Origin of the sequence: Vibrio sp. 1-2 (7-a) (assembly GCF_013048515.1) — a bacterium.
In the GTDB taxonomy this organism is placed as follows: domain Bacteria; phylum Pseudomonadota; class Gammaproteobacteria; order Enterobacterales; family Vibrionaceae; genus Vibrio; species Vibrio diabolicus.
This window is the reverse complement of record NZ_VHSQ01000005.1, coordinates 138579-161194: the sequence shown is the minus strand read 5'-3', so window position 1 is coordinate 161194 and position 22616 is coordinate 138579. Positions and strand designations below refer to the sequence as shown.

Genomic DNA, 22616 nt, shown 5'->3' with positions numbered 1-22616 from the left:
GTTCTGATTTCTACATTAATAATTCACATTGTTAACTGGGTCATTAATTTACTTTTTCGATAGTGACACGGTTTGTTTCTTTCGAAATAAAGCAATGAATCCCATCATCGATTTGACCTAATTTAATTAACCCAGACGCGTAACCAAAGTCTTTATAAAAGATAACTAAATTTCCCCAAGGGGCGTAATAAGAGATGTCACCCGCTTTTGCTTGAGTTCCAGAAGGTGCGCCTTCGCGAGTTAACTTATTCGGTAAGTAAGCAATTCTCTCTGTGTTTGCGTAGTCTTGTAGATCTAATGTAAGAGGCAATTGACGAACAAAATCGTCTGTACTCGCACTGCTCTTCAATGTGCCTAAAACACTGCAATCATCGAAAATAAAACGAATTTTCACCATATGTTCCTCCAATCCAGCGCTATTAACTTCTGCGTTTACAATGCAGGGGAACATCCAGGCACTACTCCACCAAAACGCATCTCACCCACTGATTGAAACGGTATGCCTGTCTCATCGAGATTCCCTTTTCTCACTGAAAACTTAGCTCGGGCTACTTTAGTTGCATGTACTCTTGATCAGAGACTGGTTCGCACCATTCATTACTTGCGCCTTCAGCCGGTATTTCTATTGCTACATGTGAAAACCAACTGTCTTTAGCTGCGCCATGCCAATGCTTAGTACCTGGCGCGATATGCACGACATCACCAACATTCAACTCTTGTGCTGGTTGGCCAAATTCTTGATACCAACCTCGCCCTCCTGTCGCTAACAGAATCTGCCCACCTTCATGATGAATATGCCAAAAATTGCGACACCCTGGTTCAAACGTTACGTTCGCCACGATAAGACCAGGCTGATTGAGCAACGCCAGATAACTCGTACCGGTAAAGTAATCCGCATACGCTTCATTCTTTTCACCAAACTCGAAAATGCCTCGACCTTGAAATACACCGGCTTGCAGTACGTCAGGGATTTGAGTATTGCTTTTGTTATTCATCATGACTCCAAATAGTGTTCTTGAGTGCTTACAACTCACCAAACCATGGGTTCACTGTATTGCGCTTTGATAGATGACCGTTAGCCTATTCATTGCTAATACTTGCCCAATATTCCAAACCAATACAAAAGACAACCATACTTGAGACCGGTTAGAAAAAACGGAATAAAAACTCATCTATACATAAGTAGTTGACTATTAAATAATAAAATTCATGACAGACAATTAACCCGCTCAAAAACCAACCAGAAAGATCACTCTCTGATCGCTTAACCTCGAAATAGACACTTGCCCAATATTCTTTACTTAAAGAAATGAACTGTTATAACTATGCTTAATGAAGTCGCTTAATTGACTCCGAAGAGGCGTTAACTACAAAGGCAGAAATCGCATGCCGTTAACCCCGAACCTGAGGCAAACCAGAGGAGAGCACTGACTTATGCAAGAGGTACCGTCAAACACTTCGTCAACCCTGGCCAGTGCAATAGAAAAGCTTGCCAAGAACATTGAGAAATGGGCAAATGGCGCGAACCAATATGACACAGGAATTCCAGGATTAAGGTTCAGTCGCTGGGCAACCCCAACACCACCGACAAGCTACACCCATAACCCAAGTATTTGCTTAATTGCTCAAGGGAGAAAGCGCGTGTTGTTGGGTGAAGATAGCTTTGTTTACGATGCGAACCACTTTTTGATCTCCTCTGTCGACTTGCCGATTATCGCCAATATCATTGAAGCCAGTGAAGATAAACCTTATTTAGGGGTGATTATGGAGCTGGATCTGACTGAAATATCTCAACTTATTGTCGATAGTGAACTGACGTTTAATCAAAGCAAAGAAGCACAAAAAGGCATAGCGGTTGGAGAGTTGTCGGAGCCATTACTTGACGCCTTTCTGCGTTTAATAGAGCTGCTGGATGAAGGACAAAGCATCAAAATTTTAGCGCCGATCATTAAACGAGAGATTTTTTATCGACTGTTAATCACCGAACAGGGCGCTCGTCTTAATCAAATCGTGACTGCAGGAAGTCACAGCCATCAAATCGCGAAGGCCATTGATTGGTTGAAGAATAATTTCGTAAAACCGTTAAGTGTCAGTGAGTTAGCTGCCTACAGTGGCATGAGTAAATCGGCGTTTTATACCCACTTTCGTTCTATGACTTCTATGACGCCACTGCAATTTCAAAAGAAATTAAGACTCAGCGAAGCTCGGCGTTTAATGCTGACAGAAAACCTCGATGCCATGGCGACTACGTTTAAAGTGGGTTACGAAAGCCCTTCTCAATTTAGCCGTGAATACAGCCGTTTATTTGGTGCGCCACCATCCAAAGACATCAAGTCTTTGCGCGAGAGTATGGGTTAAGCTCGGAATATCCTAGGAAGAAGTTAGAAAGTGAAACCGTCAGCCTCGTACTGCCTCGAGGCTAACGGTTTTATTATTTGGGAGAGAATGAACGTCACCTGCATTTGCAAGCAAAACTGCGCAATATTGTTTATAACACCGCTTGTCGACTAGGCAAAAATACCTCACCCAACATACAGCGAACCGAGCCACCACCAATAGATTCTATGGTAGAAACATCGAATGGCAGCAATTTACCGTGCGTCGAAAGTTGATTTCTTTGTGCTGGAGAGAAAGCATCGTATGCCGATTGCGACATCGCAATGACTTTGTCTCCATTGATGGTTTCCAACTGAAGAATGTTGCCGCAGAACTGGTTCATTTGCTCAATCGAAATAGAGATCACTTGTTTATCTTTAGCGAGAGATTTCATGACAAAACGACGCTCAAATTCTGGGATCACTTCGTCACAAATCACGCAAAACTGTTCGCCAACCGCCACCATCACATTAGTGTGATAAATAGGCGCACCAGATGGCAAACGAGTTTGAAAAGAGATCACTCGTTCATAGCCAATGCGATCGGCGTAATCTTCTAAAACCAGACGATCACAACGTTGTGAGAGTGCGGCATAGACCGTTTTATTTAAGTGGTCAAAGACCATCACACCCGTGCTTTCTAAATACGCTTGCTCATCAAGATATTCAGTTAGGCTGCTACGTCGATGAACTTCTCGCCCAGCTTGCGCTAGTGCCGCCACAAGCGCATCGGGACGCACTTCTTTTTGACGGTTTTCACAGGCCATTGGAAAGGTGTACAACGTGCCATCTGGCGTAGTGCTAAACCAGTTGTTTGGAAATACCGCATCTGGCGTCGCAACATCTGAAGCTGGATAATCAAACTCAACAACTTGAACGCCCTCTTGACGCAGCGTTGCTACCATACTCGCGAACTCGGCCATCACTCTACGCGAGACTTCTTCTTGGCTGAGTGACACTTTATGTTGGAACTCATTATCTTGTGCGGTTTCTTCATTAAAACGAAACTCTTTCGGTGGCACCATCACTACGCAGTTTGCGGTTTGGCGCTGAGCACTTTGCGTGCTTTCTTCTTTCCCATTAGCAAATTGGGTCACTGATTCGTGTAATAGCATCCAATACATTCCTTATCACTAGAATGAGGAGATTGTAAATTTATTGTTAACTTCAGTTTTGCTGTTTTCACAATTAATTTAATTATCTAGAAGTAATTTTCACTGAACTTAGCTTATTTCTCCCGAAATTTTATTGTCACTATGCAGGTTTAAGGTTTTATGGCATCGCGATGAACATGCGAAGAATTCATCATAAGAATCAGAACCATAGACAACCACACCCATAACCAACTAGTTACATTTAAAACACAATCGGTTAGACTATTTTTTCGCCCCTCTCGTCAATCTGTCTGCTTTCTCGAGAGCAGCCAAAAACTCTTATACACGCGGCTTCGTCCAAAGCTGCGTGAATCGATGGATTTAGCCACCCCAAATGGCACTGTTTTAACTTTAGGATGAGTTATGTTTAAACGATTTGAAGGCTTTACAGAGCCGTTCCCCAAATCCACACCAGATCAGCCTCCTTCAGGGATGCTCGCTTTTTTACGTTATTACACCCGCGGCTACGAAAAGCCTTTGATCATCATGTCTTTGATGGCCACGATTGTTGCTGTCGTTGAAGTTATGTTGTTTGGCGCGATGGGACAATTGGTTGATTGGTTGTCCACCAGCAATCCAGAAACGTTCTTGCAAGACAATAAAGCAGATTTGATTTTTTACGGAACCTTATTGTTGGTTGTCATGCCCATTTTGGTGATCGTGTATTCGTTGCTCGTTCACCAAACATTATTGGGCAACTATCCAATGTCTATCCGCTGGCTTGCACACCGGTATTTGCTCAATCAAAGCTTAAACTTCTATCAAGATGATTTTGCAGGCCGAGTTGCAACTAAAGTCATGCAAACCTCATTAGCTGTGCGCGAAACCGTCATGAAAGCTATGGATGTATTTGTTTATGTTACGGTTTACTTCACCAGTATGATCATTATGTTAGCGACGGCAGACTGGCGTTTGATGATCCCAATGATCGTCTGGCTGCTCGCTTACATCGCTATCCAAATCTATTTTGTCCCTAAGCTCAAAGACGTCGCTTCAGCGCAGGCCGATGCTCGTTCGACAATGACAGGACGCATCGTCGACAGCTATACCAATATTCAGACGGTCAAACTGTTTTCTCATAGCCAGCGCGAAACCCAATATGCTGAGCAAGGCATGAAGGGATTTTTGAATACGGTCTATCGTCAAATGCGCCTAGTGACCGGCTTTGACGTTGCTGTAGAGATCTCAAACTATATTTTGGTGTTTTCCGTTGCTGCTTTATCGATTTACCTGTGGTTGGATAGTGCCATCAGCGTTGGCGCGATTGCGATTGCTGTTAGCCTTGCATTACGCGTAAATGGTATGTCGATGTGGATCATGTGGGAAGTTGGCGCCCTCTTTGAAAATATGGGAACCGTAGTCGATGGAATGAAAACGCTCTCTAAGCCAATTGATATTAAAGATAAACCAGACGCAAAAGACTTAGTTGTCACTGAAGGTGGCATTCACTTTGATAACGTCAGCTTCCATTACGGTGAGAACAAAGGCGTGATTAGCCACCTCGATCTCAACATCAAACCAGGAGAGAAAGTCGGCTTGGTTGGGCGCTCCGGCGCCGGAAAATCAACTCTGGTGAACTTGTTACTTCGTTTCCACGATGTCGAAGACGGCAGCATTAAGATCGATGGACAGAACATCTCAGAAGTCACACAAGACTCTTTGCGTTCAAAGATCGGTATGGTGACCCAAGATACTTCTCTGCTACACCGCTCGATTCGAGACAATATTTTGTATGGCAACCCAGATGCGACAGAAGAAGATTTGCTGAAAGCCACTAAGCAAGCGCATGCCCATGAGTTTATTGAAACTCTGACCGACCCATTTGGCAACGTCGGATACGATGCACAAGTTGGTGAACGTGGTGTGAAACTGTCTGGCGGCCAACGTCAGCGTATCGCAATATCTCGTGTGCTACTCAAAGATGCACCATTACTGGTACTGGATGAAGCTACATCAGCTCTGGATTCAGAAGTCGAAGCAGCCATTCAGGAAAGCTTGAATGAGTTAATGCAAGGAAAAACCGTTATTGCGATTGCGCACCGATTGTCGACCATCGCACAAATGGATCGCCTCATCGTGCTAGATAAAGGCAGTATTGTTGAACAAGGTTCTCACCAAGAGCTCATCGCGAACAACGGTATTTATGCCCAGCTTTGGGCCCATCAAACTGGCGGATTTATCGCTGAAGAGTTAGAAAATCAACACGTTCCTTAATTAGCGAGAAACCCAATAAAAACGGCGCATGAAGCGCCGTTTTTCATTTTTATTGATAACCCTATACTCATATAGCCATTATAGTTTCTCATATATGAAACATCCTCCATGATAAAGCTCACATTTTTTCTGCTAATATACCGCCTCGTTGCGTATCCATTGCAATGAACACAATACAGAGTTTTGAGCCGTCTTCATTTGTCATTTCACTTTTTGAGAAGCAGCTATACTCAATAGATGGCTTAGTTATTAGATTAACAATAAGGTAATTAGCTTATGTGTAAATGTGGTTCAATGCAGATCGTACAACTCAAACCAAGTTGGGCTGACAAGCTATTCGGCTACTCAGAAAGATGGAAATGCCAACTTTGTTGTAAGATCTACCGCATCTAAAATTAAAAATAGAATCTTAGTTTTTCTAAGAAAAAGCAGTGGCCCGACAGTAATTGTCGGGTTTTGTTTTTCTGCACATCCATTTTTATCCCTTCGCAACACGGTCACTCATCACGGCAAAACCTAGCATCTCAATGTGACTTAGGTATAGAATCAGGCCCACTTATTTATTCCGATATTCACATATAACTGGTCACTATGAACAAAAGTTTGCTAACGAATGTCCTCGCTATCGCTTTGATGGCTGGAGGTCATCAATTACAAAACGACTACCTTTGGTATGCGGGGCTGTTTGCGTTCTCAGGCGCCATCACTAACTGGCTTGCCATCCACATGCTGTTTGAAAAAGTGCCTGGATTATACGGTTCTGGCGTGATCCCCGCGCGATTTGAAGAGTTTAAACTGGCTATCAAAAACTTGATGATGGAGCAGTTCTTTACCGAAGCGAACATCGATCGATTCTTGAACAAAGAAATGGCGGGCGGTGTAAACATCGATCTTCAACCTGTGATTGAGAAAGTGGATTTAAACCCAGCGTTTGACTCTTTGGTAGAAGTGATCGAAGGCTCTCAATTTGGCGGCATGCTAGCGATGTTTGGCGGCGCGGAGGCATTACAACCTATGCGGCAGCCTTTCGTCGAAAAGATGCAAGAATCCATTATTGAGTTGAGCAAGAGCGATAACATCAAAGAAGCACTGAAAGAGCAGTTCGAGTCTCCTGCTATGATGGATGAGATAAAGCAGAACATTGAAGGCATCATTGATCAGCGCTTGAGCGAATTAACACCCGCACTGGTCAAAGAAATGGTGCAAAAAATGATTAAAGAACACCTTGGCTGGCTAGTCGTTTGGGGCGGTGTTTTTGGCGGTTTAATTGGCCTTATCAGCACCTTTATCGGAGCATAGTCGCTCACCGATTTATCAAAAAGGAGCTTCGGCTCCTTTTTTGATCTTGAAAAAGTAATACGCCAGGTCACGTTAAATAATATGCTCAACGCATAAGCGCTGCAGTCATAGACATCAGCCTCGCCTAACCAAGGAGCTCCGGGTTCACGCCAAATCCTGTTTTATGTTCTTCAATTACCACTTCACTACGAGTCTGGATCACCCCCGGAAGCGTGCCTAACTTACTCGACATAAACTCCTGATACGCTTTCATGCTCTTAACACGAACCTTTATCATGGTATCGAAGTCCCCAGAGAGCGAATAACACTCTTCAATTTCCGGCATCAATTCGACGGCTTTCGCAAACTTTTCAAAAATGGAAAAACTGGTTTGGTCTAAGCGAATATGGATGAATACTTGCACATCCAACCCTAATTTTTCCGCATTCAGCTCCGCATGGTAGCCATTGATATACCCCTCTTTTTCTAGCCGCTTCACGCGGTCAGAACACGGCGAGGTCGTTAAGTTGATCTGCTTTGCGAGTTCAACAACTGGAATTCTGCCTCTTGAATGAAGCACTCTCAAAATGTGTAAATCAATCCGGTCCAATTGGTAACTCATTAACCACATCCTTGTAACCACTCAGGAAGCATCACATTAATCGTTGCTTAAACAATTGCAAACCATCAAATGCACAGCATGTGAAATTCAGCAGAGAATAATTAGAAAATAACTAAGGAAGGAAAGGGCTGCGATTACTGCCGCTCTCTCCATAACCGAGTATGAAGAACAAAAGTAATCTAGCGGCTCACGTAGAGTCGCAAATTTGAAAGCGTGTGATACGCCTTTATAGATCTGGCGTGCGGGGCAAGCCGCCCTGTTTAGCTATTAATCATAGCTATCGCTCTGAATTAGAGAGCTGCCGACGTATGCCTGGTAGGATGAGGAATCACTTCTCCAATTGCACGATGATTACAGCATCGGCAGTAGTATTGTGGTTCCATCTCGTAGTAGTGTTCACCTGATACAAATTTCGCCATCAGCTGTGTAAAACTCACCACTTTACCTGTCAACGAATCAACGGGCTGTGGCTCGCAACGCTTCATGATCACTTTATGTTGCGTTGATTTTCTACAAGCTGCGCAATATATATCCGGCATTTCTCTTCTCCCTGTTTTTCAGTACTACTGACAATTGACATATTTTGTTCAAAATAATTCCACAATAAAAAAGCCCCTTTAATTTTTTGTGTTCTATCTTCAAAAAATTGGACGAAAGTATCAAAAAATTGAGACATTGGTCAGACCTCAACTTTTGTACCATTATTATGAACGAACGCGCTTATGTGTGTAATAATACGACACATCACACATAAGCAATTGTTGCTACTCGCTATTTCAATCTGCAATGATCAATTTTATGGCGCTTTAAATATGGCTTTCACTCACATTTTCGATTCAGGCATTACTTGGTTGTTTAAACAAGCCTGATTTACAGTGTGAATCTGCAATTTCCACGATACTGACTCATCTCAAGGACGCACGATGACGCTTCAACCAACACTCACGACACAAAGGCTTATTCTTCGCCCATTTCATCCGACAGACAGCGAAAAAGTCGCACGACTCGCAGGAGACAAGAGCATTGCAGATATGACGGCAAATATTCCTCATCCCTATGAAGAGCCGATGGCACAAGTTTGGATTAAGAGCCATGTTGGCCTATATCACCAACGTAGTGGGATCATATATGCCATTACCCTGCGTCAAGACGAAGCGTTAATTGGTGCTGTTAGTCTGCTAAACATCTCCGAGGGAGTCGGCACATTAGGGTATTGGCTTGGCGTCGATTATTGGGGTAATGGGTTTGCTCAAGAAGCGTCAATGGCTTTAATTCAATTTGCCAGACCACATTTTGAGTTATCGGGCCTAAAAGCGATGCACTTGGTCGAAAACAGACAATCCCAATCAGTCATTCAAAAGTTGGGCATGACGTATATCGACAATCACATCATCAAAATGCAGGGAAAAGAACGAGAAGTCTGCGTATACCAGCAAATATTTTCGCCTCAAGTAACCGTAGCAACCTCTCAAAATTAAGGCACTAAAAAACCAGCCTCTCAGCTGGTTTTATCTTTCACCTTGAAAGGCAAAAATACTAGTCTTGTGCGACTTTCACACGAATCTTGCTCTTGTGTACTGAAGACAGGTTTAGTGCCTCCAACGCCGCAACGGCTTCGGCTTCATCCGGCATGATCACAAAACCAAACCCTTTTGATAAACCCGTCTCTTGATCAAGCACGACGGTGCAAAGCTCAACTTTGCCGTAGTTTGAGAACAGAGTACGGATGTCTTGCTCTGTCGTCTCACGAGCTAAGTTTCTTACTAGAAGTTTCATATTAAACCATTTTATGTTTATAACGCCTCAATTCTCTCAGCTTCTCCCTTACAAACCAAGTGAATAATGTTGTTGCGAAGGCTAGATGTCTCTAAGTGTTTCTGTTTAAATGATTTTTAGTGATAACGCTCTGAATCCTGCATTACGAGACGATTGGAGTATAAAAGCCTAGGAGATTCGACATGGAAACCAAACGTTTAAAGCTCATCCCAGCTTGCTTGGAACGTGCAGAAGAAGCACATCAGGCCGTTGTTCGTAGCCAAAAAACGCTTGAAGTTTACCTGCCATGGGTACCTCACGTGCTCACTTTAGAAGCGATGATTGCAGGGACAGAGAAAGCCATCGCAAACTTTGAAAACTTCGAAGAAGAGTTGCGCTACTACCTAATCGACAAGGAAAGCGATCGTTTACTAGGCGCCATTGGGTTAATGATCCATGATCAAGAGATACCGGCATTTGAGATTGGCTATTGGCTTGATGATCGCGCGGTAGGCTACGGTTATATCTCTGAGGCGGTAGCGGCGATTGAAAACTATGCATTCGAAGCGTTGGACGCGAAAAGAATCGCGATTTTAGCCGATGCGAATAACCGCAAAAGTCGTGCGGTTGCTGAGCGCTGTGGGTATGAGTTTGAAGGTGAGCTACGCAATGCTCGGCGTGCGCCTTCTGGCGAGCTGAGTAACACCGTCATTTACGCCAAAGTTCGTCGTGACTGACACACTCACAACGAATAAAGCGACGTGAAAATCTGGCCTCAAGCAATCACCATTAACGTTTATTAAGTTCAGATAAAACAAAGCCCGCTGTATAAGCGGGCTTTGTGTTCGTAAAAGGAAGTAATTAGTCTAGTTCAACTAGTTTCTTCTCGTACGATTGATGTTGGTCTAATACGTCTTGCGCTGCACCGCCTGTCGCTTTGCTGATAACAACGATAGCAAGCGTAGAGAAGATGATGCCCGGTACGATTTCGTACACATCAAACCAACCGCCAGTTAGCTGCTTCCAAACTACGATAGTGATACCACCAACAAGGATACCTGCTAGTGCGCCGTTACGGTTCATACCGCTCCAGTAAAGGCTAAGTACAACCGCAGGACCAAATGCAGCACCGAAGCCAGCCCAAGCGTAAGAAACAAGACCAAGTACTGAACTATCTGGTGTCATTGCTAGGAATAGCGCAACAAGCGAAATCACGATAACGCCGATACGGCCAATCATTACGATTTCTTCAGAAGAGGCTTCTGGCTTGAATACTTGCTTGTAGAAATCTTCTGCAAGCGCTGAAGATGAAACAAGAAGCTGTGAGTCTGCTGTACTCATTACCGCCGCTAGGATTGCTGCTAACAACATACCCGCAACGACAGGGTGGAATACTGCGTTAACCAATAGCATGAAGATCTTCTCGCCATCTTCTAGTTGAGTGCCCGGATGACCCGTAACCCAAACCAGACCGACAAGACCAACAAGCATTGCACCAACCATAGATAGTGCTGTCCAGATCACAGCGATACGACGTGCAGTCGTTAGATCTTTATTTGAACGAGACGCTTTAAAACGCGCTAGGATGTGTGGCTGACCAAAGTAACCAAGACCCCATGCCGCTAAAGAGATGATAGCAATCGCAGACAGTGGTTCGCCTTTGGCGTCATTCCATAGCGTTGCAAGTTCTGGGTTGATGTCATGCAGATCAGAAGTTAGCTGACCTAGACCACCGTCCATTACTGCAACAGGAACAATCATTAGCGCAGCCGCCATTAGCAAGCCTTGCACTAAGTCAGTCCAAGATACCGCAAGGAAACCACCGAATAGTGTGTAAGAAACCACACACACCGTACCGATGATAACAGCGTAGGTGTAATCTAGACCGAATACCGTCTCAAAAAGTTTGCCCCCTGCGACCAAACCTGAGCTGGTGTAGAAAAGGAAAAATAGAAGAATGAAAAACGCAGAGATTGTCTGGATCAGTTTCGACTTATCGTTGAAGCGACGTGACAGGAACTCTGGCAACGTTAACGCGTCAGTTTGGATACTGTAGGTACGTAGGCGTTTTGCACTGATGAGCCAGTTTGCCCATGTACCAAGAAGTAGACCGCCGGCTAACCAGAAGGCCTCGATACCCGCAGCGTACGCATAGCCAGGCAAGCCTAGCAGCAACCAGCCACTCATATCTGAAGCACCTGCAGATAATGCAGCAGGCCACGGACCTAGGCTACGGCCACCTAGGAAGTAATCAGATGAATTGGAAGTCCTCTTATACGCGTAAACGCCAATAGCAACCATAATCAGTAAATACGCCACAAAAGTGGACGTGATAGCAAAGCTATTTTCTATCATTAGATAGTCCTCGTTATAATTATTTCCTTCCTTGCCTGCCCTGATATTTTACCGTCTCAGCAATACATCAGAGTATAAGAAACCAATCTGGACCGGCTCTCAGTCCAGTTACTCCAGATTGGTATCACAAGTCAGGTTAGTGAGTTTCGTTCCCCAACTCGAGTAGAGTCGCGTTACCACCCACCGCAGTAATATTTATCGTTCGAGTGCGCTCGGTAATGAAGCGCAACGAGAGATGAGGATCATGAGCCAATTTCGGTGACTCTAAATCCGTTTCAGAAACTAAGCCGACGATTGCACCGTCACGCTTAGCTAGTTGAAGATTGAGCGCATGCTCAACCTGTGAACGCCCAACATAACCCACACTACGTACATCGCTCTCAAGCAACGGAGCAGACGCATCGTACGCAACAACCTGGACTAAGTTAGATGGGAAGTTTGCCAACGCTACAGCTTGCTTAACCAGTTGGTTTAGCTCTGCATTGTCACTGCAAACGACCACACTGTTGCCTGCAATTAAGGCACAGGTGATCATCGCAAAAGCACTGTATAACGCATTATCAGCAGGCTCGATGTTGTTTTCACAAATCACCAAAGCCACACCGCGTCCTGCGGCATACAGTTCGTTAGTTTCCCCTGTAGGGCCAACTAACTGGTGAGTTTCTGCAAGAAGAGCTGATGCTTGTTGCAAGTGGTAAGAAACCACTTTGGCAACGGTAGACTGCTGCCCTTCTAATGCAGATTTAAATGCCAGAACATGCTCGCATTTGTAATCAAAATCAGTCAGATTCCACTGCTCCCACGCAGAGAATGCATCTTTAAAATAGGTGATCTGATGAACCATAATGCGACTCCTTATGCGTTTTCTGCTTGAGCAAGAAGATGTTGAGTAAAGCGGAATAGGTAGTGTGGACCACCAGCTTTCGGGCCAGTACCCGACAAGCCTTGACCACCAAACGGCTGTACGCCAACCACAGCACCAACTTGGTCTCGGTTGATGTAGCAGTTACCCACTCGAGCGTGTTTCTCAATCCAACGGTACGTGGTTTCGTTACGGCTATGGATACCCATCGTCAAGCCAAAACCCGTCTTGTTGATCTGCGCAACCACGTTCGGTAATTCAGACGCTTTAAAGCGAACAATGTGCAAGATTGGACCAAATTGTTCTTCTTTCAGCACATCAATGCCCGAGATTTCAAACGCACTTGGTGAGACAAAGTCACCATGCTGGCACGATTCATCCAGCTGTAGCTGAGCGACTTTAGTCTGTGTTTTGCTCATTTGCTCAAGGTGAGCAAGGAGCTTTTGTTTTGCATTGCTGTCGATAACCGGACCAACGTCCGTTTTGTGTAGGTAAGGTAAACCAACATGCAGCTCATTCATCGCACCTTGAATCAGGTTGATCATACGGTCTGCTACATCTTCTTGTACAAATAGAACACGAAGGGCAGAACAACGCTGACCGGCAGATGCAAACGCCGAACGAATCACATCACGCACCACCTGCTCTGGCAATGCAGTACTGTCCACGATCATCGCGTTTTGACCACCTGTTTCCGCAATAAACGGAACCGGTTTCGCAGTACGCTCCGCGAGCGTGACGTTAATGCGTTGCGCAGTTGCCGTTGAACCAGTGAATGCCACACCAGCAATGGCATCATGAGAAGTCAGTGCATGACCGATCTCAGCGCCGCGACCAGTAAGTAACTGAATCACACCAGCTGGGAAACCCGCATCAAGCATTAGTTCAATAGCGCGAGCGGCAATTAAGCTTGTTTGCTCAGCAGGTTTGGCAACCACTGTGTTACCCGCAATCAGTGCTGCCGTTACCTGACCAAGAAAAATAGCCAGAGGGAAGTTCCAAGGGCTAATACATACAAACACACCAAGACCTTCACGGCTAGAAATGCGTTTCACACCGTCAAAACCTTCTAGCTCAAATGGCTGTAGGTTTTGCGCTTGTTTCGCGTAATAACGACAGAAATCCACTGCTTCACGAACTTCATCAATACTATCGTGAATCGTCTTGCCCGCTTCTTTGTGACAAATCGCCACCAGCTCAGCCAGGTTTTCTTCCATTAAGTCAGCAAGCTTTTCTAAACAAGCCGCTTTTTGCTCAACAGGCACACCTTTCCAATCAGAGAAAGCGGTTTGCGCCGCATCAATTGCAGCGGAAACATGATCAAGTGTTGCAAATGCCACCTTGCCGACTTCAATTCGGCGATCGTACGGTGCGGTGATGATCTCAGCCGCATTTTCCTTGATCATGCTTTCGGCAAAACGCTCACCATTGATCATCGGGCCTGCAACCCACTGATTGTCCATGAAGCTTTCTACTTGCGCTTCAAATGGCTTCGCCTCACTGTCGATATCAATGTTGACGCCGTATGAGTTCTTACGCTCAGGGAAGATATCGGCAGGTAATGGGATCTTGTCGTTGTGTAGCGTGTCAAACCCCGTCAACACATCCACAGGGTGATGAGTCAACTCGTAAATCGGACAACGCGCATCAACTAGACGGTGTACAAACGAGCTGTTCGCGCCATTTTCCAGCAGACGACGAACCAAGTACGGAAGAAGATCAGCATGGCTACCGACAGGAGCGTAAATACGTACTGGCTGACCATACATTTCCATAACATGGTTATACAGTGAATCACCCATACCATGTAGACGCTGGAACTCGTACTCTTTGTGCTCAGCCATAACGGCGATTGCCGTCACCGTGTGGGCATTGTGGCTTGCAAATTGCGGGTAGATATTACCACGAACACCTTCGCTAAGTAGGAAACGAGCACAAGCTAGGTACGCAACGTCCGTCGCTTCTTTGCGAGTGTATACCGGGTAATTAGCGTAACCCGCTTGTTGAGACCACTTGATTTCGCTGTCCCAGTAAGCGCCTTTAACCAAACGCAGCGGAATAAGGTCACCCTGCTCTTTTGCGAGTGCGTTTAGCCACACCAAGACTGGTAGAGCACGTTTTGAGTAGGCTTGAATAACCAAACCAAACTTGCCCCAACCTTTCACAAGATCGCTACGGTACACTTTCTCAAATAGCTTCAGAGAAAGCTCAAGGCGATCCGCTTCTTCTGCATCGATTGTGATTGCAACGTCGACTTCAATTGCACGTTTCAATAGCTGCATTAGTGAGTCATACAACTCTGTCATTACACGTTCTTCATTTGCGACTTCGTAGCGCGGGTGTAATGCAGAAAGCTTGATGGAAATCGAAGGCGCAGGACTGGTGTCATTGCCGTAAGTCTCTCGACCTACCGCTTCGATCGCCATTAGGTAATCTTTGAAGTACTTGTTCGCGTCCGCTGTAGTTAACGCCGCCTCACCTAACATATCAAATGAGTAGGTGAAACCTTTGTCGCGCATTGGGCGACCGTTCTTTTGCGCTTCTTCGATCGTACGACCACGAACAAACTGATGACCCATGATCTTCATTGCCTGATACATGGCTTTACGAATCACAGGCTCAGAGAATTTATTTACCAGACGGTTTACAGCCTGACCTGGGCTCTGGGTGCCTTGCTCACCAAGGCCAACCACTTTACCTGTTAGCATGAGGCCCCATGTTGATGCGTTAACAAACACAGAGTCAGAGTTTTTCAGGTGAGATTTCCAGTCTGCGACGCTCAACTTATCTTTAATCAAAGAATCTGCTGTCGCGGCATCTGGGATGCGCATTAATGCTTCTGCAAGACACATCAGCAAGATACCTTCTTGAGTATCTAAGCTGTATTCCAACAATAGAGCATCAATCATCTGGATTGACTTCTTATCGGCACGAATGGCTTCGATAAGTTGGGTCGTTTGGGTAGTGATCGCCGATTTTTCATCCTCTGTCGGCGTCGCTAGTGGCAATAGTTGCTCTAGCCATTGAGACTCGTCCACCATATACAATGGCGAGATCAGTGACCACAACTTATCAAGCGGCTGCCCGATAAATTCCGGTGTCAACACGTTCGTAGCTGTAAACATGTGTGTTCCTCAATCTCACTCCTCGAAAACCGCTTCGAGGATTATCAATGGCTGGCAGTGTATTTTGAGGCCGATAAGAATACTTGTCAAAAACTACGACATTTTTGCCAAAAACTCGCTTTTATAACAAAACATCCACATAGTCACATTCAAATAGGTAATATTTTGTGTTGTAAATTTTAATTTTTTCATTGCATTCACAACAAAATGTCAGGAATATCAATAAGATTTTTGTGAAGCGCTCGTTCTAAGAGAAAATGTAGGATCAAGTGGCATATCAGTCACACCAAAGGACAGAGAATTTAACAAAACGAGAGATAGGTCACGTGAATAAAACACAAAAAAACCATGCATATTGCATGGCTTTGTTCTGATTGCTGCTAATTTGACCTAAAAATACGCGTTGTTATCCAACTTGTTTTTTATAGCGGGATGGCGATATTCCCTGTAAGCGAGTAAAAGTATGAGTAAACGTACTCTGGCTTGAGAAACCAGTGAATTCGGCAATTTGCCCTAAAGAAAGGTGGCCTTGCTCGATTAATTCACGAGCCATGTCGATACGCTTTCCGAGAACATATTGATGAGGTGTAATCCCCATCTGCTCCTTAAACAAGCAATGGAACTGACTTTCCCCTAGAAACACTCGTCCCGCTAACTGAGCCACACTGATTTTATGGCTAAGGTGCTGCTCGATGTAGCGATCAATCGCCTCCAAATCAAAGCGTGACTCTTTTCGGCTAGTCTCAAATGCCGAGATATGGCGCTGCATTAATGCAATCACGGTGTCGTTGCACGCGCGACTTAACAGCAGGTCGTCCGGATGGTTTCGCATTTCCTGAACCAACATCTGTATCAGCTTCTGAATTTGACCGTCTAACTGAAAGTAGACATGGTCTCTTTCTAGATTATTGATTTTCTGCAGCATTTCAGGATCATCATTTGTCGGTTTTGGCATATTCAGCACCAAAATATCCGATTGATTAATGACGCCACCGAAAGCATGATCAGAGCATGCGGTTACCACACAACCTTGGCCAGGACCGACAAGATTACCTCGTCCACGCACTTCAAATTCGGCTTGTCCTTTTAAACCAATCACGATCTGTGTGTAAGAATGATCATGGCAGTCCATATAAGACGGAAGTGTGATCAGTTCTGCTGGCTTAGGCAGCATAATCTCTTGATATGGCGGGGCTTTGGGGTTATCTGAATCACTCATTTTAAACAGTCGTCTTTACACGGTCAGCTTACGTCTTGGCATCATATACCTTCCTTGTTGGGTTGCAACTTTTCCCCAACTCAATCGCACAAGATCAAAACAGCATGATCAAGTTGGTTTACATGATCATAGTTCCGGAACGATGATCATGCGAGGTTAACTTACGGTCAATGAGCAACCAACTTTATTAACAAAAACGGATAGATAGAAGCACCTTACGTATACATAACCAATAGATATAAAGATCCTTGTTACCGAACAATCCGTTATTTGGTAGAACACTGCGGTTCAAAATAGATAAATCGCCTCATAAACAGATCAAAGCCACCTCTTGAAATCAACATAGAGGGATTTCCCCCCTTACTAATATGCTTCTGATTCAATACATTAGTCCTCGAGCTTTAAGATGCATACGATCTAAAGCTCTCGGTATCTCATTGATACCTCTAACTTACTTAGCAGACCCTCGCTAGGTAATTTAGAACCTCTTCTACACGTCGACAAGATTATATCTTGTGTTGCCAGCCCGTCTTCAGGCTGGCTTTTTTTTCGCTTCTCAACAATGAAAACAATGGCATAAGCTGATATTATAGATTTCGTCTCACTGTCCCTCTCATATGACTTAGGCGCCGTTCTCCCTCTCGATGAGTGATATGAACGCCAACTAAATTACAACTGAGTTGTAGGAAGCATGATCAAGGACGATACGAGTTGTAAGCCGAACATCAGGCGGACATCCGTGAGCGCACATATCTGTAATGAAACAGACCATTTTCCCAATTAAATTCTTCGTTCAATTTCGTTGTTGTTTGTCGCTGTGTGACGAAAATATCGAACACCATGAACTTAATTGGATTGAGCGCCAATCAACGAACGTGTTCTAGCAACGTGACTGCCTACTTGGCAATGTCAATATTAACAACGCAACACAAACGTCTCTGTATTGGTAAAAGCAGTATGTAGTGAGTCCTTTTGTGAATATTTCAGTCGATACCATAGAACAATCCCTCCTTAAACAGCTACCAGGTTGTTGGGGATGCAAAGATAAAGATTCGGTATTCCGCTACGTAAATCAGGAATACGCAGAACTGTTGGGACACACGTCGCCCGAGGAGTGCGTCGGTAAAACTGATTTTGAGATGGCAAGCCCAACCACTGAATGTGCACAAGAATTTCAACGCCAAGATAAACACGTCATCGAAACTGGTGAGTCACTCAAAATTCTTGATATCCATCCTTATCCAGATGGCCGCTGGCGAGCGCATATCTTTACTAAAACACCGTGGCGAAATGACAATGGTAACATCGTAGGGACCATTTTCTACGGAAGAGAACTCACCGACACCGCCGTGATTGAAGTTGGGTATTGGGTTTGTCGTGCAATCAGCACCAACCCTAATCAGCAATCCATCTTTCGTTTCTCTGATTTACAACCAAAACCTGAGAAGCTCACATGTCGTGAGCAAGAAACGCTTTTCCTCTTGCTCTACGGCAAGAAGCCACAATTCATCTCTCAGGTCATGGGCATATCAACAAAAACCGTTGAAGGTCACGTCGCACGCTTACGTAATAAGTTTGCAGCGAACAGCAAGAACGAACTAATAGATAAAGCAATGGAAGCTGGCTACGGCTCTGTTGTACCCAAAACGCTGCTTAAGCATCAATTATCGGTAGTGTTGAATGGAGAACGATAATTCGCGCCACTTTCTACCTACAAAAACACCGCCCAAGTGGGCGGTGTTTGTTTATTCATGAGGCACGAGAGTTTATGGTGCTAGACGGTCAATGTCCCAACTTCCATCATGTTGGGAGAAAAGAAAGCGGTCATGAAGACGGTGTTCACCACCCTGCCAAAACTCGATGCTCTGTGGTTTTACGCGAAAGCCACCCCAGAAGGTTGGAACCGGTATTTCACCCTTCGCAAATTTCTGTTTTAGCTCTAAAAACTTACCTTCTAATACACCTCGAGCAGAAATACGTCTACTTTGCTTGCTCGCGATTGCGGCTAATTGGCTCTCTTTTGGACGAGAAGTAAAGTATTTCATATTTTCTACGGCGGTGAGCTTCTCCGCCACACCAGTAATATGAACCTGGCGCTCTAACGGATGCCAAGGGAAGTGCAAACTAATATTGCTGTTATGCTCAAGCTGCTGGGCCTTGCGACTGCCTAGGTTGGTGTAAAATACAAAGCCATTTTTGTCGACGTTTTTCAATAGAACAATGCGTTGAAACGGCATGCCATTTTCATCAACCGTTGCAACTGTCATCGCAGTCGGATCCGTTAAACCCGCTTCAACTGCTTGCTCTAGCCACAGATTAAATTGATCAATAGGATCAGCTTTCAAATCTTTACGACGCAGCCCACCTTTGGTGTACTCACGACGAATATCAGCAAGTTCCATCTTTACTCCTTCACTCGTTTTTGTCGATTGTGCTCCCGATACTGAGGAAATACAAGGACATCATTGTGCTTGTTATCGTTGCCGCTCACAGCATCACAGTGTGTCATTTGATACCATGACACAAAAAACCAGTGAGCTGATCGTGAACTTACTTAACCCCAAAGCCCTACGTCATTTTTTACTCCTACTGTGTGCCGTTGGCATTTCAGGGCTTGCGCTTACTCATCATTACGCAACTCAATACCAACATGATCAGTGGCAACAAAAGCTAGAGAGACAAGCAGCGCAAGTGTCGCAAGAAGTCGACTACGAGCTGGCAAAGTTTGAACAGATACCAAACCTATTAAGTCACGATCCGAGATTACTCAAAGCAGTAGAACGCGGAGCGCCCTCTCACGAGCTCAACCTATTGTTAGCAGATTGGTTGAAACAAAGTTTGGCCGATACGATTTACGTTCATGACCGCACAGGGTTAGTCATTGCCTCAAGTAACTTTCAGCAAGAAGATACGTTTGTTGGTTCCAGCTTTAGCTATCGTCCCTATTTTAAAAATGCGCGACGCGGTGAACCTGCTCAATATGTCGGGTTAGGCGTTCGCTCAAATAAACGTGGGTACTTCTTCTCATCTCCGCTGTGGGTAAATGATGAGGTCGTTGGTGTGATCACGGTAAAAGTGAATTTGGAGCAGTTAGAACAGCGTCTTTCGCAAACCACGACGGACGTACTCATCACGGATAAACACAATGTCGTGTTTATGAGCAATTTGCCTAACTGGCGCTATCGTGCACTTTTCCCGCTGTCACCGAGTGCGATAAACGAGCTTACCGAAACGCGTCAGTATGGCGATACCTTACCAGAGTATTTTGGTGAGCTTACCGCGCAAAGTGGCGTCACCGAGTTTGCTGATAATCAATTGCTCCTCTCACCCAATTACCTCGCATACGCGACACATTTATTGGATAAAGGATTTCGCGTCGTTGCCTTGATAAACCACAATACCGTCCTTGCCGCCGTTTTACAGGCTGATATCGTCTTCCTGATTCTATATGCGCTCATTGCGCTGATTGCGTTGGCGTGGTTCCAAACACTCGTGAACAAGGCACGCCTAGCCGACCTTAATGTGAGCCTAGAAGAAAAAGTGGTGCAACGAACCTTAGTGTTGAGTGAGGCCAACCAAAAGCTACAACAGACCATCCGCCAATATGAGCAAAGCCAACAAGAGCTTAAACAAACACAACAAGAGTTGACTCAAGCCGCGAAATTGGCACTGTTGGGCGAGCTGTCTGCCAGTATTAATCATGAGATAAATCAGCCACTTTCCGCACTAAGAACCTATACCGAAAACTCGCAGCGTTTGTTGGCAATGGAAAAATACCCAATGGTCGCCGACAATTTGGGCAAAATGCTGACACTCAATGACACCATTTCGGAAGTGATCGCTCGCTTAAAAGTCTTTACTCGGAAAGCCACGCACGATTCACACAATGAAATCGCGGTACTGCACGACGCAGTACATACGGCCACCAGCATTTTGAGCAACAAACTCATTAAACAAGGGGTGACATTAAAAGTCCCAGCCATCGATTATAATGTGAAGCTAGCAATTCACAGCGTTGAGTTAGAGCAAGTTCTGATCAATCTCTTCCATAATGCTGCACAAGCGATGGAAAACTACTGCATTGATCCGCAAATATCTATTGCCGTTCAGTGTCATGATGACAGCTGTGACATTCTTGTTTCTGACAACGGGCCCGGCATGTCGGACGAAGCCTTAGCAAAAGTCTTTGACCCATTTTTTACGACTAAGCCAGAGGGCTTAGGATTAGGTTTGACCATCTCCAAACGCATTTTAGAAAGCTATCACGGTTCACTCAGTGCTTATAAACATCAGAACACGGAACAACAAGCAGGAGGCATGACCTTTATCGTGACGCTGCCAATCGCTATCCAAAACCAACGCAACCCAGAAGTGGAAAACAACCATGAATAATCCCGTTTTCTTTGTTGATGATGAACCACATATTCGTGATGCCGTCGCTCAAGCACTGCTTATTGAAGGGATAGACGTCACCTGCTTACCAAACGCCGTGGAAGCCTTACGCGTTATCGACCCAAATACGCCAGCGATCATCATCACCGATATCCATATGCCCGTGATGGATGGATTGGAGTTCATGCGAACCTTGCGAAGTAAAAACGATCACTTCCAATTTATCGTGCTCACAGGACACGGTGATGTCAAAACCGCGGTAGATGCGATGAAAAGCGGCGCGTACGACTTTCTCGAAAAGCCTTTTTCAACGGAACAACTTATGAAGTCGCTCAATAATGCTGGCGATAAGTTGAATCTATTGCAGGAAAACATCTGGCTTAAGAAAGAGCTCGACATGCAAACTCATGTTGGTCCGAAAATGATTGGTCACAGTAAAGCCATGGTGAGCATTCGTCGCGCTTTGATCAGCGCACCAACGAACCAGCCGATCATTTTTGTTGGTCAAGATGGCACAGGTCGCCGGCTCGCCGCACAATTTGCCCACGACATACATGCAACGCCAGACAGCGAGTTAATCGCCGCTTCTGGTGAGGATCTCTATGAGCTTTCATTAGAAGCCCTCGATAAAGCCATACATCGCTTGATTGAAGGAAAAAGCCATTGCAGCTTGTACTTACATAGTGCTGAACATGTGTCACATGAACAATGGCAATGCTTGTTTAAGCACCCGAAACTTGAGCGTGTTTTTGGTGCAACAACCCAAGTTGATCCGTCTATCAAAGCCCTGGCTACTCTAATTCACTTGCCGACACTCGATGAAAGAAAAGAAGACATTGGACCTTTATACAAGCATTTTGTACGCCACGCAGCGAGCCGTTATCAGCTTCAACCGCCACACATTAGCTTAGAAGAAGTCAAACATCTGACCGATTTAGAATGGCCAGAAAATATTAAGCAGCTGCGCCAATTTGCAGAACTTCGCGCACTCAAGCCAGATACCTTCCGAATGGAAGATTGGAACAGTGAAAAAAGTATCGAAATTCAGAGTATGACTCAGCGCACAGAATACTTTGAATATTGCTTATTATTCGATGCACTACAAAGACACCGAGGCAGACTCAAAGAGGTTCAACTAGAATTACAGGTATCACGCAAAACCTTGTACGACAAACTAAAAAAACATCAGTTGGATAAAACCAAGTTCAAGGCGCAATAGCCATACTCTGACGATATCTTCACTTTTCTTTTGCTAGAGAAGCATT

19 protein-coding genes are annotated in these 22616 nt (G+C 44.8%); 8 read left to right on the top strand and 11 right to left on the bottom strand.

Annotation, left to right across the window (positions count from 1 at the left end):
* Positions 1-43: 43 nt before the first annotated feature.
* Together FKN08_RS15355 and FKN08_RS15350 are read right to left on the bottom strand one after the other, a co-directional pair.
* On the bottom strand, positions 44-397 hold the full coding sequence (locus FKN08_RS15355) for a cyclophilin-like fold protein (RefSeq protein WP_212762705.1): 354 nt from the start codon (positions 395-397) through the stop codon (positions 44-46).
* Between the two features lie 151 nt (positions 398-548).
* A complete protein-coding gene (locus FKN08_RS15350; RefSeq protein ID WP_086015559.1) occupies positions 549-998 on the bottom strand; it encodes a cupin domain-containing protein in 450 nt (149 codons plus the stop codon).
* 436 nt (positions 999-1434) lie between these two features.
* On the opposite strand from FKN08_RS15350, the gene FKN08_RS15345 reads away from it, so the two are divergent.
* Positions 1435-2358 (top strand): AraC family transcriptional regulator, encoded by a 924-nt coding sequence (locus FKN08_RS15345; protein ID WP_170892455.1) that lies wholly within the window; start codon positions 1435-1437, stop codon positions 2356-2358.
* Between the two features lie 130 nt (positions 2359-2488).
* Here FKN08_RS15345 and FKN08_RS15340 read toward each other — a convergent pair whose 3' ends face one another.
* A complete protein-coding gene (locus FKN08_RS15340; RefSeq protein ID WP_170892454.1) occupies positions 2489-3490 on the bottom strand; it encodes an arginine deiminase-related protein in 1002 nt (333 codons plus the stop codon).
* Between the two features lie 402 nt (positions 3491-3892).
* Here FKN08_RS15340 and FKN08_RS15335 point away from each other — a divergent pair, with 402 nt between their 5' ends.
* Both FKN08_RS15335 and FKN08_RS15330 read left to right on the top strand, forming a co-directional pair.
* Entirely contained in the window at positions 3893-5743 is a 1851-nt protein-coding gene (locus FKN08_RS15335) for an ABC transporter ATP-binding protein (RefSeq protein ID WP_170892453.1), read from the top strand.
* Between the two features lie 591 nt (positions 5744-6334).
* Positions 6335-7042, top strand: coding sequence for a hypothetical protein (locus FKN08_RS15330; RefSeq protein WP_046875654.1), 708 nt, complete (start codon positions 6335-6337; stop codon positions 7040-7042).
* Between the two features lie 124 nt (positions 7043-7166).
* On the opposite strand, the gene FKN08_RS15325 is transcribed toward FKN08_RS15330, so the two are convergent.
* Both FKN08_RS15325 and FKN08_RS15320 read right to left on the bottom strand, forming a co-directional pair.
* Positions 7167-7643 (bottom strand): Lrp/AsnC ligand binding domain-containing protein, encoded by a 477-nt coding sequence (locus tag FKN08_RS15325; RefSeq protein ID WP_006740877.1) that lies wholly within the window; start codon positions 7641-7643, stop codon positions 7167-7169.
* A 290-nt stretch (positions 7644-7933) separates the two neighbouring features.
* Complete coding sequence (locus FKN08_RS15320; RefSeq protein WP_012842405.1) at positions 7934-8182, bottom strand: hypothetical protein; 249 nt, start codon at positions 8180-8182, stop codon at positions 7934-7936.
* Between the two features lie 384 nt (positions 8183-8566).
* Here FKN08_RS15320 and FKN08_RS15315 point away from each other — a divergent pair, with 384 nt between their 5' ends.
* The gene (locus tag FKN08_RS15315) at positions 8567-9121 is read left to right on the top strand and encodes a GNAT family N-acetyltransferase (protein WP_170892452.1); all 555 of its coding nucleotides are present in this window, start codon (positions 8567-8569) and stop codon (positions 9119-9121) included.
* A 58-nt stretch (positions 9122-9179) separates the two neighbouring features.
* Here FKN08_RS15315 and FKN08_RS15310 read toward each other — a convergent pair whose 3' ends face one another.
* Entirely contained in the window at positions 9180-9419 is a 240-nt protein-coding gene (locus FKN08_RS15310) for an RNA-binding protein (protein WP_005392166.1), read from the bottom strand.
* A 182-nt stretch (positions 9420-9601) separates the two neighbouring features.
* Here FKN08_RS15310 and FKN08_RS15305 point away from each other — a divergent pair, with 182 nt between their 5' ends.
* On the top strand, positions 9602-10135 hold the full coding sequence (locus FKN08_RS15305) for a GNAT family N-acetyltransferase (protein WP_006740879.1): 534 nt from the start codon (positions 9602-9604) through the stop codon (positions 10133-10135).
* Positions 10136-10259: 124 nt separating this feature from the next.
* On the opposite strand, the gene putP is transcribed toward FKN08_RS15305, so the two are convergent.
* The 4 genes from putP to FKN08_RS15285 form a co-directional block, all read right to left on the bottom strand.
* Positions 10260-11753 carry a sodium/proline symporter PutP gene (gene putP / locus FKN08_RS15300; RefSeq protein ID WP_005392162.1) on the bottom strand — a complete coding sequence of 498 codons (1494 nt, stop codon included), beginning with the start codon at positions 11751-11753 and terminating at the stop codon, positions 10260-10262.
* A gap of 136 nt (positions 11754-11889) precedes the next feature.
* On the bottom strand, positions 11890-12597 hold the full coding sequence (locus FKN08_RS15295) for a 1-pyrroline-5-carboxylate dehydrogenase (protein WP_005383557.1): 708 nt from the start codon (positions 12595-12597) through the stop codon (positions 11890-11892).
* Positions 12598-12608: 11 nt separating this feature from the next.
* On the bottom strand, positions 12609-15740 hold the full coding sequence (gene putA / locus FKN08_RS15290) for a bifunctional proline dehydrogenase/L-glutamate gamma-semialdehyde dehydrogenase PutA (protein ID WP_170892451.1): 3132 nt from the start codon (positions 15738-15740) through the stop codon (positions 12609-12611).
* Positions 15741-16146: 406 nt separating this feature from the next.
* Positions 16147-16959, bottom strand: coding sequence for an AraC family transcriptional regulator (locus FKN08_RS15285; protein ID WP_006740882.1), 813 nt, complete (start codon positions 16957-16959; stop codon positions 16147-16149).
* 974 nt (positions 16960-17933) lie between these two features.
* Here FKN08_RS15285 and FKN08_RS15280 point away from each other — a divergent pair.
* On the top strand, positions 17934-18653 hold the full coding sequence (locus FKN08_RS15280; protein WP_170892450.1) for a helix-turn-helix transcriptional regulator: 720 nt from the start codon (positions 17934-17936) through the stop codon (positions 18651-18653).
* A gap of 72 nt (positions 18654-18725) precedes the next feature.
* Here FKN08_RS15280 and pdxH read toward each other — a convergent pair whose 3' ends face one another.
* Positions 18726-19361: a pyridoxamine 5'-phosphate oxidase gene (gene pdxH / locus FKN08_RS15275; protein ID WP_124008168.1), complete on the bottom strand. Its 636-nt coding sequence runs from the start codon at positions 19359-19361 to the stop codon at positions 18726-18728.
* A gap of 115 nt (positions 19362-19476) precedes the next feature.
* Between pdxH and FKN08_RS15270 the strand changes: the two genes are divergently transcribed.
* Positions 19477-21351 (top strand): ATP-binding protein, encoded by a 1875-nt coding sequence (locus tag FKN08_RS15270; RefSeq protein ID WP_152813828.1) that lies wholly within the window; start codon positions 19477-19479, stop codon positions 21349-21351.
* Positions 21344-22570 (top strand): response regulator, encoded by a 1227-nt coding sequence (locus FKN08_RS15265; RefSeq protein ID WP_124008169.1) that lies wholly within the window; start codon positions 21344-21346, stop codon positions 22568-22570. The genes FKN08_RS15270 and FKN08_RS15265 overlap by 8 nt, the downstream gene beginning before the upstream one ends.
* The last annotated feature ends 46 nt before the right edge of the window (positions 22571-22616 follow it).